The organism is Chryseobacterium oleae, from assembly GCF_900115055.1.
Lineage (GTDB): Bacteria > Bacteroidota > Bacteroidia > Flavobacteriales > Weeksellaceae > Chryseobacterium > Chryseobacterium oleae.
This window is the reverse complement of the sequence record NZ_FOVD01000004.1, coordinates 136,871-152,979: the sequence shown is the minus strand read 5'-3', so window position 1 is coordinate 152,979 and position 16,109 is coordinate 136,871. Positions and strand designations below refer to the sequence as shown.

Sequence of the window (16,109 nt, the reverse complement as noted above, 5' to 3'; positions counted from 1 at the left end):
TTATATTCAATTATTAAAAAAAAGCCATACCTTTGCATTCATCAGATGATAAGATGTTTATGCAAATTCAAAGAAAATCATTAGCTCAGGAAGTCGCAGAGAGATTAATTCAGGGGATTACCAATGAAGAATATGCTGTTGGTGATAAACTTCCAATTGAACCGGAACTGATGAAAATATATGGTGTCGGGCGTTCAAGCATCCGGGAGGCTATAAAAATTTTATCGATAAAAGGAGTTCTGAGTGTACAGCAAGGTGTGGGTACCTTTGTTACTTCTAAGAATATCCAGGAATCGCTGGAAGACCAGATCAATAATGCAGAATTCAACGAAGTTTATGAGGTTCGTGCTCTCTTAGATTCAAAGATTGCAGCGAAAGCAGCGGCTAACCGAAGTGATAAGGAGCTGGGGACGATTAAAATGTATCTGGATCTCAGAGATCGGTTTGCAAAAGACAACCAGGCACTGGAGTGTTATCAGGCAGACATTAATTTCCATATATCTATTGCCGAAGCCTGTGGCAATACCCTATTGAAAGAAATCTACCGAATTGCCAGTAAGCATATTCTCAGAACTTTTGAAGTCAGTCACAATAACAATACGGACTCTTTCAAACTTTCTCAAAAAATACATACTGATCTTTATAAAGCTATTGAAAATAAAGATTCCGACACGGCTGCCCGTATTGCTCAGCTCATTGTTGAAAAAGTATACTAATTATTAAAATTATAATCAAATTCATCAGATGACCTGATGAATTAAAGACAACATTATGGAAAAGGTACAGACACAAACCATTGATACCACTAAAATTGTTTACCCTATTTTATTTATGATCAGTTTTTCACATTTGCTGAATGATCTGATCCAATCTACGATTCCTTCATTATATCCTATTCTGAAAGGTGAATTCAGTTTATCTTTTGCACAGATCGGAATCATTACGCTGGTGTTTCAGCTTACGGCTTCTATTTTACAGCCGTTTGTTGGAATTTACACTGATAAAAAACCGAACCCAAGATCTCTGGCCATAGGAATGGGGCTGTCAATGGCAGGTTTATTACTTCTGGCAGCCGCTCATCAATATTATGTGATTCTTATTGCCGTTGGACTGATTGGGATGGGATCCTCCATTTTTCACCCTGAAGCTTCAAGGGTTGCCCAACTGGCATCCGGTGGACAAAAAGGACTGGCTCAATCCATCTTTCAGGTAGGCGGAAATTCGGGAAGTGCTATCGGGCCTTTATTGGTTGCATTAATCATACTTCCGTTGGGACAAGGTTACGTCGCTCTTTTTGCGATTGCTGCCTTTATAGGAATCATCGTATTATGGAGGATCGGAAACTGGTATGCAGAAAGGTTATCCCTTAAGAAATCAGCCAAACATCCGGATAACATCATTGAAATACAGCTGTCCCGCAAAAAGGTAATTTTTTCTATTACCATTCTATTGGCTTTGGTTTTTTCCAAATACATCTATCTGGCATCTATGACCAATTATTTTACATTCTTTCTGATTGATAAGTTTCATATTTCTGTGCAGGATTCCCAGCTGTATTTATTCATGTTTCTTGCCGCTGTAGCTATTGGAACAATTCTCGGTGGAAAATTAGGTGATAAATATGGAAGAAAGAAAATCATTTGGGCTTCGATTCTTGGAGCAGCACCTTTTACCCTTTGTCTTCCCTATCTTTCTCTGGGCTGGACCATCGTATTTGCTGTTTTAATAGGGTTAATTATCGCATCCGCATTTTCTGCCATATTGGTTTATGCTACCGATCTTATGCCTAATAAAATTGGATTGGTGGCCGGATTATTTTTCGGATTTATGTTTGGGATGGGAGGAATCGGTTCTGCCGTTTTAGGAGCTGTAGCTGATGATACCGGAATCGAATATGTATTCAGAATCTGTGCTTTTTTACCTCTAATCGGGATTATTACCGCTTTCTTACCTAATATTAAAGGGCGAAAAAAATAAGCTGGAAATAATGATGCAAAAACAGATGTACAGATTTCAGATCAAATTATTTTCTGACAATCAACATGTTCAACGTTAAGGAATTATTATATATTTCACATTTTATAGAGATAATATTGTATACATATACTTTTATGCTTAAATTTGGTTAAAACATTAACCTTAAATCTCTATAGTATGAAATCTATTCTACTTTCCAAGAGCCGCCTTTTCCAGGCCGCATTGTTTTTAGCATTTTTATTCCAATCGAGTAATACACAAGCACAAAGCAGGATCTACGCCAACGATCAGTACTCCAATGTATATGGAGTATGTCTGGGATGTGCCGTACAGAATCCTCTGAATGCCGTGGGAGACAACGAAGACAACTATTCTACCATGGTCATGGGTACTGTTTTATTAGGAGGCGTTGAGCAAACTCTTAGATTCCCTGAAGTAAGAATCAACACCAAATTAGTAATCGGTATCGGAACCAATAACATTCCTCTGACAGTTCAACTGTTGAGCGGTGTGTATATAGAAACGATCAGCGGAACAACGTCTAATAATGACAGTCAAATGATCACGGCCAGTTTACTGAAACTAGCAGACACTCCTAACAGAGCCACGATTGAACTTACTCCTGCCAGCTCATATAACGCTGTTAAAATAAGACTGAGCGGAGGTGTATTGAGTCTTGGTGGCGGATTCAGAGTGTATTACGCTTACCAGGATCCTCTTGCTACGATCATGGCTTACAGCAAAGCTGGACAGATTACTCTGGGTGGTACCGTTCCATTGGAAGGAGCCGAAGTTAGTCTAAGAAATACTTCAGGAAAAGAAGTACACCGTTCTACCCTGAAATCAAATACTTTCGAACTGTCTACTCCACAGCCTGAAGGTGTTTATATCCTGACAGTGGAAGCAAAAGATAAAAAGACTTACACCCGTAAGATCAGAATTACAAACTAAGTAAAAGGACATATTAAAACTCCGGCAGGCTTTCAGCCTGCCGGAGTTTTTTTTGCCTCTTTAACAGCAAAAAAATCGGCGGCCCGCAGGGCCGCCGATTCATTGAAATAAAATAGACTGTGAAAACTATTTTTTAATTAATTTCTGTTGGTAAACTGCTTTATCAGTTACCGCTTTCAGAATATATACTCCGTTCGGAAGCATGCTTACATTGATCTGGCCATTGTTAAGCTGTGTATTCACCACTTTTCCGGAAGCATCATAAACGGAAACGTTTAGGATTTTCTCCTGAGTTTTGATGGTCAGAATATCGGTCACCGGATTCGGGTAGATGCTGAATTCAATTTTCTTCACTTCAGCAGTTGCTAAAACAGAAACTGTACTGTTTACGGTAAGCGTTTTCTCAACTACTTTACCATTTGAATTAAATGCAATTTTAATATCAGCATTTCCTGAAGTAATTGGGGTAAGAACAAGTTCGTCATTTTCGTTAATCACTGCAGAAACAGCTGCCGGATTTGAATTGGATTTAATTGATTTTACAATAGCTGATGAAAGGTTATCCTCATCAGAAACGATTGTTTTCAGATCAATTACAGACGCACTGTTCACACTAACCTGTGAAGGGAAAGTACTGCTTACTGTAGGAAGTGTATTATCCGGGAATACAGCCAAAGATGGGAACCAATAGTAATCGTTAAGTGTTTTTGTATTGGTAAGGGTTCCGTTGGCATCATAAGTATGGATCCAGTTTTTCTGGTAGTGTGCTCCGTAGCCACTTTCTGTCGTATTTAAGATTAACTCATCTGTTGTAGGGTTCACACGAAGTCCGGCACCATAAGGAATCTGTTTGTAAGTACCTGTCTGACCCGGAATGGTTGCAAAGCTTTCGTTAAATGTTTTTGTCGTTACATCAAATTTTACAATTTGTGCTCCTGATACAAAACTGTTGACCGAGTTATTCCAGTATAAAACATTCTGCTTGCTGCTCGCTGTAAAGCTTCCTGCGTTCCATGCTCCCCAGGATCCTAAATATTTAGTCGTAGGGATATTATATGGAGTCGTTGCAAATGTCGTTGTATTAATGTTCACCACTTTCTGATCCTGGATAGCCCAGATACTTCCGTCTTTTGCCTGAACAACAGAATGGAATGCACCAGGAATTGTACTCACCAAAGTATCAGTTGCAGGGTCAATCACTAAAATTCCTGCAGACTGCTTCACGGCAAATACATATTTTGAAGAACGGACCATATTTCCGATCTGCCCCGCATATTGGCCGCCGCCACCTGTTCCGGTGATCAGACTTCCAACCTGCATATTAGCGATATCAAATACAAAAATACCGTTAGAAGCTCCGATGTATCCTTTATTTTCATTCACCCCAACGAATGATCTTCCGTCACCCCCTCCAATGTTATTAAATCCTGCGATTTTCTGCATCGTCTGCGCATTGGCTACAACAAGTCTTCCACCCGGAGTATATTGAGTATCGCCACCGTCTGCCGCTTGCTTTGAAATAAAATAGAATTTATCTCCGTAGATCGTTCCATACTGAGTGGTAGCACCAAAAGCATGGTTGTTATTGGCATTGCTGTAAACACGGTAATTGATCTGTCCGTTGTTATCAATGAAGTTTACGGAACCGTTGGTGTGTCCATACCAATCTTCATTTACCATGAAATATCCATTCGTGAAATTGGTTGATGTAACGTAAGGAGATACCGGCGTTAATGTCGAAGAAATAGGGAAACTAGCCATTCCTACGTTAAAATTCCATACATCAAATGAACCATTCTGAAGCACGCGGGATGTAGCACCTACTCCTGAATATCCAAAATCAGCATCGGTAGGATCTTTTACCCAATATGACCAGTAGCTGTTGTACCATCCTGATCCCCAATGATCCGTAGCATCTGCTGCGGTGTAATCATCAAAATCATAGGCAGCAGTATTAACAATCCCATTGACAGGATAATAAGGATAGGTTACATTTCCGCTTTTGTAAAGCGCATTGGTGTTCTGCCCGTTCAGGTCAAAACCCATTCCTCCGATTGCTGTTCCGAACTGTGTTCCCGGATAAAGCAATGTGAAAAACCTGTGATCTGCCTTGGCAATTGCTTTCAGCATATCTTCTCCGGTAGCGTTTCCGTTCCATCTGAAGCCCCATACCAAAGCATCAGGATTTTTGCTGTCATTCCACTGTACCACGAAAGCAGCTTCGTTGGTACCGCTTCCCACCCAATACTGGATATCAGAAAAGTTGATGGTGGTCGTTACTGTTGTATTCAGCTGATTGCTGCCGGTACCCTGAATATCATTTCTGGGTACGCCCTGTACTTTTATCTGTGCATTCGCAAAGAACGCAAACAGAAACAGTACGGTAAAAAGGTAAAACTTTTTCATTTTTAGAATTATATGTATTAAATTTTGTTGTTTGTATGATTAATTGAGATGTAAATCATAAGCTCCTGCCACTTCTGTAGAAACTTCTCCAAGCCAGCCGGCTTCCTGATTGATTCCCGTATACACCTTAATAAAATCGATGCCCGGAAGTTTTACATACTTTCCGTTCTTATCTACGGCCCACGAAATGTCTATATTGGAAGCTTCATCGTTGTTCGGGGCATTGTCTGCATAGCCGTAATCATATGATGTTCCCACCCAATAAGTCCCCGTTCCGCTCTGGTCATGAAAATTATCCTTAAGTCTGGTCCCCGTCAGGCTATAAGAAGCGCTGGAGAGCCATAAAGGATAGTAGCTTTGTGCATGGAAGGCATTTTTAGTTTTAAATCCAGAATTCCCAATATTGTCCTGCCACTTGATGTACTCCACATCAGCTTGCCAAAACTCACTTCCGGGAACGGGGGGCTTACTTTCGTTGGGTTTGAAGTAGGTTATGCTGTAATTTTTTGTTGTTGAATTTTTAAAATATTCGCTGCCGGCAATCTCGTACCATTCATCTTCGTCCGGTTTACCGTTTTTATTTTTATCGTAGCCAACCATGATGATACCGGGTTCGCAAGATCCTGATCTGGTGGCATTGGCATCATTTCCCCAGAATGCATTTCCGAGAATTTTAAAATCTTTTCCATCAAGATTGGGAATCGTATGATCGAAGCCGAAACTAACATAGCCACCGAAGCCGCCAAGCGTAATCATCGTAGAATTTCCTCCTACCAATGATTCTTTTGCTTTTCTAATCATATCGGTCTCTGTATATCCGTTAGCATATTCCGGGATTTCATTCATAAACTGGCCTACTGCCGGACGGAATTCAAAGACATCTGAAATATATTTGCTGTAAGGTGTAAGTTCTTTATTCACAATGATCGTTGACTTATAAATCTTCACCGCTCCTTTCAACTCTACTTTCAGGGTCAAAGGATAATTTTGTACGGTTGGACTCACAAAATCCAGCTGTAGCTGATCGGAAATCACAGCATCATTAATGCTCCATGTTAATTTACCCTCAATTTTAGGATCAATATTCAAAAGCTTAAGCCTGTCAATCGTATAAGATTCTTTAAGCACTTCCGCAGGAAAAGTTACTTCCTCTACCCCTTCTTCACTGTCGCTTTTACAAGCTGCAGTTCCTAACAGAACCGAAGAGAGCAATATCGTTTTTAAAATATGTTTGGTTTTTATTTCCATTTTTTCTGATCTGATTATTTATATAAAAAAGCAAAGTGAGCTGGGATATTCCCGCCTTCTGTTTTCCACTTGAATTTCCCGGTCTTGTCGAAACAGTACACATATCCTGTGGTCACATAGTTTTTCGCATCCGTTAGATAGATGTCTTCTGTATAAGGGTTTACAGCAATTCCGTAAGGTGCTTTGATCTCATCCACATATTGCTGGTCGATAATTTTGTTGGAAATAACCTGCTCCGTCTTTACATCGATGATTCCGAAGGTTTTGACATAAGCATGGGTATTGTAGTTAAATTCATTTCCATAATAGTACAGCTTGTCATTCACAATCGTCATTCCGCTGACGGCGACATGAAAGTCTTTTTTTACGGTTCCTGTAGCAGCATCCACAAGGAAAAGACTGGATGGAATATTGTAATAATCTCCTCTGGAACTCACATACAAATCTCCATAATTGTCTTTCTTAATACGGTGAAGATTAATGGCTACATCAATTTTCTTGGTTTGCGTAAAGCTGCTCAGATCAATAACAGATACGGTTTTATCATAATTCGGGAACATATACCCTCCGGAATTGGCTACAAAAAGCTGATTTCCCATCACTTCTATTTCTTCCGGCTGATACCCGACTACGACCTGTCTCTCGATGTTCAGTGATGTTGTATCAATTTCTACTACTTTTCCCGGTGGAGAGTTCGGATTCAGTTCAACCGGCCCCGCATAGCTGCTGGCATAGACTTTATTTCCTTTAAAAGCCAGATAACGGCAATTCTGCAGCTGTATGGTTTTAATTCGTTTAGCTGTTTTTGCTTCCAGGACTTCAATTTTATTGGAAACATTCACCACCACATACATTTTGCTTCCGTAGATCATGATATGGTTTCCCACATCACCCAATTCTTTTACCACAGAAGGATTAGTTTCTCCATAAATATTCTTGCGGTATGTTCCTGTCGCATAATCGAAATAATCGAGCGTACATTTGTTGCTGCCCATATTTCCTTCGTTCAGAAGATAAAACCCTTTAATAGGAGTATCTTCACCGTTGCTTACCTCTTTAGTTTCCGAAGGAACTATATTGTCATCTGTCCTACATGAGAACAGGAAGAAAAGGGTAAAAGCCAGCAGGCAAAAGTTTAGTTTTTTCATAATGTAAAGCTTACAATAAGTTTAAAATTTCTTCCGGGCATCGGATAATTCCTGACCACGTCATAGTATTGATTAAGGACATTATTGACCTCAAAACCGGCTTTAATCTGGTGAGAATGCCAGTTGAATTTTTTCTGAACGGATAAATCATGCGTGTACCACGGCTGAAGATAATTGGCTTTGATATTATTCAGCTGAGCATCATAACGCTCTCCGGTATACATAAAACTGTAATTGAAACTCCAGTCTTTATAATCTGCCATCATGGTAAAGGTTAGGGCATGCCACGGCACATAGGAAATCTGGTCTCCGTAATAGTCGTCACTTTTATCGGTATAATCACCGGCACGCTGATAGGTATAGCTTACCAAAGGTTTCAGTTTCACTTTATTGATATCAAATTCCGCCTGAACATTCACGTCTGCCCCGATGATTTTCACTTCACCCAGATTCACCATCATCCATCTGAAAAGATTGGTGGTAGGAACAGCGATAATCTTGTTCTCTACTTCATTATAATAGCCATCTACTTTCACATAGATGCCTTTAAAAAATTGATGGTCATAGAGTTTTTCGTAGGTAAAACCTGCATCATACTGGTTCGTGTATTCAGGTTTCAGCATCACATTTCCGATCATCGTGTAATACAGATCATTGAAAGTCGGCATCCTGAAGACTCTTTTGTAGAAAGCCCTTACGGTAAGCTCTCTGGATTGAAAAGGCTGGTAGCTCAGGAAAGCAGAAGGAGTCCATTCGGTTTTATCAGGAGATTTTGCATTCATCTTCACTTCTTCATGGACAAAAGTTCCGAGAAGGCTTCCCAAAAATTTAAAACGATTCCACTGATAGGTCGTAGCAAAAGCAACGAGTGAAGTATATCGTGTAGGATATGAAAAATCCCTTAGGCTGGCATCGAGATTATTGTACTGAAAGTCAAAGCTTGCACTTACATCCCAGTTTTTATTAATAGAATAGATATTGGAATTGGAAAAATAGAGTTCTCTCTGAACATAAGAATTGTCTATCGGCAGAACGGTTGTTGCCACATTCACGGTATCTAAAAACCGGGTGTAGTCATAGGCAAATTTAGCTTTGAGCTGCGTTTCGAATTTTGGAAATAATTTTTTACGGAAACTGGCCTGAACAAAATAGTTCTCATCCAGCATCTGCTGGCCTTTAGGCGTAAAATTATTATTAACAATGGCTGTAGGAACTCCACGATCGGAAATATAGCCGAATCCGCGTACACTCCAGCTTCCATCATTAATAGTTCCGTTTAAGGCGCCTTCAAAACGCTTCGCACGGATATAGGAATCATATCTTCTCGCAATGGTATCATTGGCAACGGAACCGTCAGAATTTTTCTTTTCGTATTTATACTTATACAATCCATCACTCTGTACAAATTCCGAACTGAAACTTGCCGAAACTCCGTCTGAAAGCTTCTGTTCCACACGGAAGGAAGGATTAAATAAACTGATGGAGCCTAATTTCAGCTTCACCGTTAAGTTGGTCTTCTGATCTCCTTTAAAAACAGGTATTTTAGGCTGAAGGTAAATAGATCCGGAAGATCCGAAGTCCTTTGCTGGCTGAAAAATTTCACTTTTCTGACCGTTGTATAAAGAAATAGCTTCAAGATCATCCAGGGAAAACTTTCCAAGATCCACGATTCCGTTCTGAATATTCCCCAGCTGGATACCGTCATAGAAAACACCCACATGCTGGCTTCCCATACTGCGGATATTCACCGTTTTCAGACCGCCCATTCCACCATAGTCTTTGATCTGAACTCCTGAAAAATACCGTAAGGCATCAGCCACCGACTGACTGTTCAGCCTTTCAAGCTGCTCCCCGGAAAGGACCTGTGCAGGAAGAATTTCTTTAAAATCTTTTTTGTAAATCTGGATCGGAAGAATGGTTTTCTCCCTGATGGTGTCTCCGGATTGTGAGAATAGAAGTTGAGATGCTGCCACAAATAATGTGATAACGCCTTTTTTAAACTGTGAAGCAGTAAATTTTCTGACCATTAGCTCATTGAGAATAATGTTGACGCTAATGGATATAAGATAGCAAAGATAAAGCGCAGCTGTTACTGCACAGAATCATTGTTGTCCTAAGCTTTATTCCACGAAAGCATCAAACGTTTATCTTCTGGCAGGTCTTCTGACTTACTCCGTTTTTGAAATCCTTCCCATTAAAAAACAGTGGATATAATTTTCAAAAACTTTGATGTGGAGCTTACAGCAGCGGGTCTGTCCCGGATTTACACCGGATTCCCTTTTAAGTGCTTGTTACAGCGCACCAGATTTCGGCAAAGATAGAAAATAATTAACAGATGCAATACATCACATAATAAATTAACTATCAACACTATAAAAACGTCTTAAACGATATTTTTTAATGACTAAAAATCCTAAAGACTCTCTTTTTAATGGATAAAAGCAAGTTTGCAAAGAAGAAATTGTATAAAAACCGGTGGCTTCGGGATCCTCAGCCACCAGTTTTTTTTAGAAATTACAGTGAAATGTAAAATTACTTCTCATGTAATGAACATTGAATCATTTGCGCCGGGTGGCAGCCACCATGACCTTAGATTCCAAAATTGATAAAAACACTGAATCTGGATTTTGCTTCAATGTCCCCGCTTGCCAGATTGGAATAAGCAGGAAGCATAACTTCCCCACCCAGACTGAACTTTTTATAGGAAGCCTCGAAACCGAGTTTTCCATATAAAGCGCTTCCGGCTGTTTTGGGCAATACTTCATCAAACTGTTTGTTTTTATCATAGACTTCGCCCTGAAGTCCGGCTTTGGCAGAGAAAATAGTTTTTTCATTTCCTGCAAGTTGATAAAACCCCGTTGCGGCGTAATTCCACTGGTTTCCGAAACGGTAATTCTTTTTGTTTTCAGTTTTTACCGTATAATCTGTATTGACCAGCACAGCCAGTTTATTCTTTTGAAACTTATAGTTCAAAGCGGCCTGATAATCCCAGCTTCCTGTTCCCAATTGAAAACTTGGGTTGACGCCGGAAGCACCTTTTTCATCAAATTTCCCCAAAGGAATTTTCACGCCCAAACCACCGTTGAGCTGATGAAAATTATCTTTGGAGCTGATGATCCTATAGATTCCCATCAGGTTCAGATCTCCGATACCATTAATGTTGATATCGCCCTGCATGGTTCTCTTCTCATGAAAATGAAAGGGCAGGCTGGCGTATACACTCAGTTTTTGTGTCAATGGAATTTTCCCCCAAACCTGCAGGGTATTAAAATACTGGTCCTGTGTAAGATCTTTTACAAAAAGGTTTTCTTTGGCTTTATAATGCTGGGCAAAATATTTTATCCCGATAAACTGAGGATTCAGTAAAGACTCAAAACCGGAAGATCCGTTTCCTGCCGCACAGCCGCACGCATCACAGTCATCAAATACAATCCTATTTATCGGATCTGTTATATACAGACTATCGTTGACCGTTTTAGCCTGACAGACTAATGATAATGTCAGGCTTAGTATAAAAATTATGTTTTTCATGTTCATGATGCTCATTCTGCAAATTTTGGATTAGAAATAAAGTTTTTATCGGATAAGGTTTTCAAAAAGGCGATGATAAACTGCTTTTCCTGCGTATTCATCGCAATTCCGACATGTCCGTTCTGTTTCAGCTGCGGGTCCAGATTCGGATTGTCTTCCACACTGTCTGAATAGAAATTAAGAACTGCGCTCAGCGTGTAAAATCTTCCGTCATGCATATACGGTGCCGTATATTCTACATTTCTGAGGCTCGGTACACGGAATTTCATCCAATCATTCTGATCAAGGGTCACACGGTGACGGCCCGCATCTTTGAACTGATTATTATAATACATTCCTGTATTCCTGAAACTCTCATCGGTAAATAATTCTCCGCTGTGGCAGGAAGTACATTTCTGGCTAAAAAGAGCCAATCCCTGAGATTCGTCAGAGGTGAAATTTTCTTTTCCCTGTTTAACCCTGTCATATTTCGAATCTGCGGAAATCATGCTGACCATAAATTGCGACAGCGCTTTTAAAACTCTTTCACCAGTCATATTTTCGTCACCATAAGCTGCCATGAAGAGTTTTTTATACATCGGATCATCTTTTAATTTAGAAAGTACTTCCGGCATTGAACTGTCCATTTCATTGGCATCCGTGATCGGAATGATGGGTTGCTCATTCAGGTTATGGATCACGCCGTCCCACATATATCTTTTCAGGAATGCCATATTTTGAATGGGTGGCGCATTACGGATTCCAATCCTGTCATCTACCCCATGGCTTACATTATGACCGTGGTGTGTAAAAGCATTTTCCTGGATATGGCAAAAACCGCACGATATGGTATTATTTCTGGAAAGCCTGCCTTCGTAAAATAATTTTCTACCCAGTTCTACTCCGTTTTTCGTCACCGGATTCCCGGATGAATCGAAAGTCATTTCCGGAAAGTACGATGGAAACTGCAATGAATAGGCCTCATCTTTTTCCAGCGGCTGCATTACCTCATCTGAACAGGACCAACAGCTCAGAAATGTAATGACCAGCAATATTGTTTTTAATAAAATCCTAATCATTGTGAACATGATCTACTTTAAACATTGCAGTAAGGTTATTCGTCACATCCAAAAGATGCGGACCTGAACCCATCATCATGTTATTTCCTATCGTTAAAGAAAGTGTTTTACTGCCGCTCAGAAACTGATTCAAATCTGCAAGAATGTGGATGGAAGGCCTTACCTGAGCTGTTACTCTGGCTGTAGTCGGAAGATTCAACGTAATTTCCCGATAAAGATCAGGCACATCATTGGCTGTTATGTTTCCCATATTTCCGGTATGGTTCATGAATTCTGTATCTGCAGAGGATATTCCGTATTTCCCTTCCAGTTTTACAAAAATATAGCCGCCTGCCCATGACCAGGACATCCCTTTCTGTTTAGCTTTATTCCAGAATTCTGCCTGACCGTTCTGTCCCAGCAGGTAAGCCTTCTGGCTGATCCCCAGTCCGAATTTCACTTTTTTATAGTTGTTTTTCGGAATACCATTCAGATCAATATAGACCACTCCTGCAACGGCATCTGCCTGGTCTATGATAAAAGCTCCTTTATCCGGGTTATTTTCATTGTATTTGAATTCGTTTCCACCTTCATCAATCAGTGTGATATTGCTGACCACGTATTTTAGAGCTGAGAAATTATGTTTCTGCCCGGCAGCTGAAGTCTGCACAGTCTGGTTGAGTACGATATTCCCCAGATTATTGAATCCGTTTTCAAATTTTATCTGCAGGTTTCCGGTTGAAGTTTCCTGTGAATCGTCGTCATCGCTGTTTCGGCATGATGATAAAGTGAATAAATTAAAGGCAATAAAGAGTAATGATAAAAATTTATAAATTTTCATTTTGATTTTTTAAGTTGAATTTTTTAAAATAGAAATGTTTTTGAATGGGTGAACATTCATTTTTTTTAACCACAAAAGGCACAAAAGTTTTTTAACACTTCAGTTGTTTAAAGTGAATTGAAAAACTGCATAGAAGAACACTTAAGCTTTTTAAAATCTTCGATTTTTCATACTAACCTTAAAATAGTATGTATGACGAAATGCTTAAGAAAATTCTTTATGGTCTTTGCGGTCGGTAAAGATTAAAATTGAACTTAAAAAACCGGTGGTTTGAAAATGTGTTTGAGAAACAGAAAAGAATAGGCTGTTTCGTAGAGAAAATTGGAGTGTAAAGAAAGAAAACTTTCCGCTTTATTGATTCCCGTAATTTCAGGGAGTGTACAGATATCGAGAATTTTCTGTCCTGAATTTTTGGTTTTGTTTAAAGGCGAAGAATCAGAATCATTTGTTTTTGCGAGTTCTTTGCTCAGGTAGCATTTACCATTACAGTGAAGTTCCGGGTTGCTTTTATTGATACAAAGAGTGGTGGAGATATAATCATAATTTACAGCATACTCCATCAGTGGGATCAGAGGCCTGAACACCATATAAAGAGTGAGGAATATGCTGCAAATTAAATTCATCTTTTATTTCTTGCTTACGGCTTCATCATATCTTCTGCTCACTTCTTTCCAGTTCAGCACATTCCAGATGGCAGTAAGATAATCTGCTCTCTTGTTCTGGTATTTCAGGTAATAAGCGTGTTCCCAAACATCAATTCCTAAGATTGGAGTTCCTTTTTCCTCTACCACATCCATCAAAGGATTATCCTGATTTCCTGTAGAAGACACAAATAATTTTCCGCTCTTATCCACAGAAAGCCATGCCCATCCTGAACCGAAACGATCTGCACCTGCTTTGCTGATTTTTTCTTTAAAAGCATCCATACTTCCGAAAGTTTCCGTAATCGCTTTAGCCAGTTTCTCAGAAGGCTGCGTGTTTTTTACAGGCGTAAGAACGGTCCAGAAAAGCTCGTGGTTGTAATGTCCACCTGCATTATTTCTTACCGCTGGCGTCAGTTTAGAAACTCCTGAAAGAATCTGGAAAAGCGTTTGTTTTTCCTGTGGCGTTCCGGCAATCGCTTTATTCAAATTGGCAACATAGGCTGCAGCATGCTTTGAATAGTGAATTTCCATCGTCTGTGCATCTACTGAACCTTCCAGTGCATTGTATGCGTACGGAAGCGGTGTCTGCTTAAACTGCGCAAAAGCGAACTGTGCGGCAAATACGGCACTTACAGCTGCTATTTTCAAAATCTTCATAACGTTTTGTTTTTATGGTTTAACAATATTTTTTTTATAAAAGGGAAGCAGGATGATGGAAGCACGAAGACATTTCTGTCTGAAGATGACTCTCCTTCATTGATACTTCTTCATCTCATCTTTTTTAACCATCTGCATTCATGAGCTCTATCAATCATTATCCTCATCATTACCTTCCAGCTTCATTCTTCCATCTCCCTTTCCCTACTCTATTTCAATAATTTCTTAATATCCTCAATCAATATTTCTCTGTCAGGATGATACTTGCCGTTAAGTTTAGCAGTTTTCCCTTCCGGATCTTCATAATTCAATCCTGAGTAATACAGGATAGGCATATTATCTTTATTGTATCTGCAACGGATATTTCCTTCTTTATCCACCAAAGCGATCATTCCGCTGTGGTTAAGACTTTCGCTGTCGTCTTCCTTATCCCCTACATAGATATTGAACTGGTCTGCCAACTTTCCGATATACTCCCTGTCTCCGGTAAGAAAATGCCAGTCCGGAGATTTTGCTCCGACACTTTTAGCATGTTGTTTCAATGCAGCGGGTGTATCATTTTCCGGGTCTATACTTATTGAAATAATCCCGAATTCAGGACTGTTTACCTCATCTTCAATAAATCTCATATTCCGGTTCATCACAGGACAAATCGTAGGACATCTGCTAAAGAAAAACTCTACCAGATATACCTTTCCCAGCATATCTTTATTGGTGATTTTTTTGTTATTCTGGTCGGTGAGTTTAAAATCGGGAACCTTCATTACGGTGTACAGGTTCTTCTTGAAATATCCCATTCCAACACCTATTCCCAGAAACAGAAGAGCGAAAATCGCAATCGGAATGATCACCTTTCTCTTTGCTCCGTTTTTGGTCTTATTATTTTTGGACATATTTCTCAGGATTTTTTTTGAACTCGTCCTTGCATAAGCTACTGCAAAAACCGTACGTTTTATTTTTATAGACTGCCGTATCTTTCATATCGTCTTCTGTTTTCATGTGACAGATAGGATCTTCCGCATTGGCAAATTTCACTTTTTTAGCAGTCGATTTTGAAGAGGCAGTGCTCTTTTTATGCTTTACTTTAGGGGTTTCCTGGCCACAGGCGAATAATGAAACTGACAATAGTGCAGTCAAAATAATTTTTGATTTCATTTTAATGGTCAATTGAAATTGATAGTATGATGAATGTGTGAATTAATTTTTAACACAAAGGTCAGCACCGCTTTTACAACATCAGGTCATAAAAAACGAAGACACTTTGAGAAAAAACTAAAAGAATAGTTGAAAATTTAAGCTAAAGGAGGATGAAATATCCTGGAAAAATATTCTGAATGATGATCCAGACTATAATCAGAATGTATAGCCTCATCTTCAGTCTCAGATTCTTTCAGGCCTAAAAATGAAAGGGTATCGTGGGAAACAAAAACATCCAGAACGGATATTTTGATGACCTGGGAATTGTTGGACTGTTTCTCTGTTTTCGCCAGTTCTTTGCTTACGTAGCACTTCCCTTTACACGTTGACTGAGGAACATTTCTGTTCTCACAGAGGTTTTTTACAATATAATCATAGTTCACGGCATAGTTCACCAATGGCAAAACAGGTCGTAATGCAATGGTAAAAATGATGAATATGGATATAAAAAGTCTCAATGATCAGTTCTGTT

The 16,109-nt window shown here is 39.4% G+C and carries 15 protein-coding genes and 1 riboswitch; of the genes, 3 read left to right on the top strand and 12 right to left on the bottom strand.

Features of this window, described 5'->3' with window-relative positions:
- The first annotated feature begins 59 nt into the window (after positions 1-59).
- From BM143_RS14330 to BM143_RS14320, 3 genes are all read left to right on the top strand, one after another.
- Positions 60-716, top strand: a complete 657-nt coding sequence (locus BM143_RS14330; RefSeq protein ID WP_167375298.1) for a FadR/GntR family transcriptional regulator — start codon at positions 60-62, stop codon at positions 714-716.
- 55 nt (positions 717-771) lie between these two features.
- Positions 772-1,977 (top strand): MFS transporter, encoded by a 1,206-nt coding sequence (locus BM143_RS14325; protein WP_090025122.1) that lies wholly within the window; start codon positions 772-774, stop codon positions 1,975-1,977.
- Between the two features lie 177 nt (positions 1,978-2,154).
- The gene (locus BM143_RS14320; protein ID WP_034726104.1) at positions 2,155-2,928 is read left to right on the top strand and encodes a T9SS type A sorting domain-containing protein; all 774 of its coding nucleotides are present in this window, start codon (positions 2,155-2,157) and stop codon (positions 2,926-2,928) included.
- Positions 2,929-3,054: 126 nt separating this feature from the next.
- Here the strand turns inward: BM143_RS14320 and BM143_RS14315 are convergent, their stop codons facing one another.
- From BM143_RS14315 to BM143_RS14260, 12 genes are all read right to left on the bottom strand, one after another.
- Positions 3,055-5,334 carry a DUF5074 domain-containing protein gene (locus BM143_RS14315; RefSeq protein WP_090025121.1) on the bottom strand — a complete coding sequence of 760 codons (2,280 nt, stop codon included), beginning with the start codon at positions 5,332-5,334 and terminating at the stop codon, positions 3,055-3,057.
- 39 nt (positions 5,335-5,373) lie between these two features.
- Positions 5,374-6,582 (bottom strand): cell surface protein, encoded by a 1,209-nt coding sequence (locus tag BM143_RS14310; RefSeq protein WP_090025120.1) that lies wholly within the window; start codon positions 6,580-6,582, stop codon positions 5,374-5,376.
- Positions 6,583-6,596: 14 nt separating this feature from the next.
- The gene (locus BM143_RS14305; RefSeq protein WP_090025119.1) at positions 6,597-7,730 is read right to left on the bottom strand and encodes a YncE family protein; all 1,134 of its coding nucleotides are present in this window, start codon (positions 7,728-7,730) and stop codon (positions 6,597-6,599) included.
- Complete coding sequence (locus BM143_RS14300) at positions 7,727-9,757, bottom strand: TonB-dependent receptor plug domain-containing protein (RefSeq protein WP_090025118.1); 2,031 nt, start codon at positions 9,755-9,757, stop codon at positions 7,727-7,729. The genes BM143_RS14305 and BM143_RS14300 overlap by 4 nt, the downstream gene beginning before the upstream one ends.
- Positions 9,758-9,866: 109 nt before the next feature.
- Positions 9,867-10,051: riboswitch (cobalamin riboswitch) on the bottom strand.
- Positions 10,052-10,319: 268 nt separating this feature from the next.
- Positions 10,320-11,261 carry a transporter gene (locus tag BM143_RS14295; protein ID WP_185116549.1) on the bottom strand — a complete coding sequence of 314 codons (942 nt, stop codon included), beginning with the start codon at positions 11,259-11,261 and terminating at the stop codon, positions 10,320-10,322.
- An 11-nt stretch (positions 11,262-11,272) separates the two neighbouring features.
- Positions 11,273-12,319 (bottom strand): cytochrome-c peroxidase, encoded by a 1,047-nt coding sequence (locus BM143_RS14290; RefSeq protein WP_090025117.1) that lies wholly within the window; start codon positions 12,317-12,319, stop codon positions 11,273-11,275.
- Positions 12,312-13,139 carry an MbnP family protein gene (locus BM143_RS14285; RefSeq protein WP_090025116.1) on the bottom strand — a complete coding sequence of 276 codons (828 nt, stop codon included), beginning with the start codon at positions 13,137-13,139 and terminating at the stop codon, positions 12,312-12,314. The genes BM143_RS14290 and BM143_RS14285 overlap by 8 nt, the downstream gene beginning before the upstream one ends.
- Before the next feature lie 254 nt (positions 13,140-13,393).
- On the bottom strand, positions 13,394-13,762 hold the full coding sequence (locus BM143_RS14280) for a hypothetical protein (RefSeq protein ID WP_090025115.1): 369 nt from the start codon (positions 13,760-13,762) through the stop codon (positions 13,394-13,396).
- 3 nt (positions 13,763-13,765) lie between these two features.
- Positions 13,766-14,440, bottom strand: a complete 675-nt coding sequence (locus BM143_RS14275; RefSeq protein WP_090025114.1) for a superoxide dismutase — start codon at positions 14,438-14,440, stop codon at positions 13,766-13,768.
- 209 nt (positions 14,441-14,649) lie between these two features.
- Positions 14,650-15,333: an SCO family protein gene (locus BM143_RS14270; protein WP_090025113.1), complete on the bottom strand. Its 684-nt coding sequence runs from the start codon at positions 15,331-15,333 to the stop codon at positions 14,650-14,652.
- Positions 15,320-15,595, bottom strand: coding sequence for a YHS domain-containing protein (locus tag BM143_RS14265; RefSeq protein ID WP_047450552.1), 276 nt, complete (start codon positions 15,593-15,595; stop codon positions 15,320-15,322). Before BM143_RS14265 ends, BM143_RS14270 begins: the two co-directional genes overlap by 14 nt.
- Positions 15,596-15,732: 137 nt before the next feature.
- On the bottom strand, positions 15,733-16,095 hold the full coding sequence (locus tag BM143_RS14260) for a hypothetical protein (protein WP_090025112.1): 363 nt from the start codon (positions 16,093-16,095) through the stop codon (positions 15,733-15,735).
- Positions 16,096-16,109 lie beyond the last annotated feature (14 nt).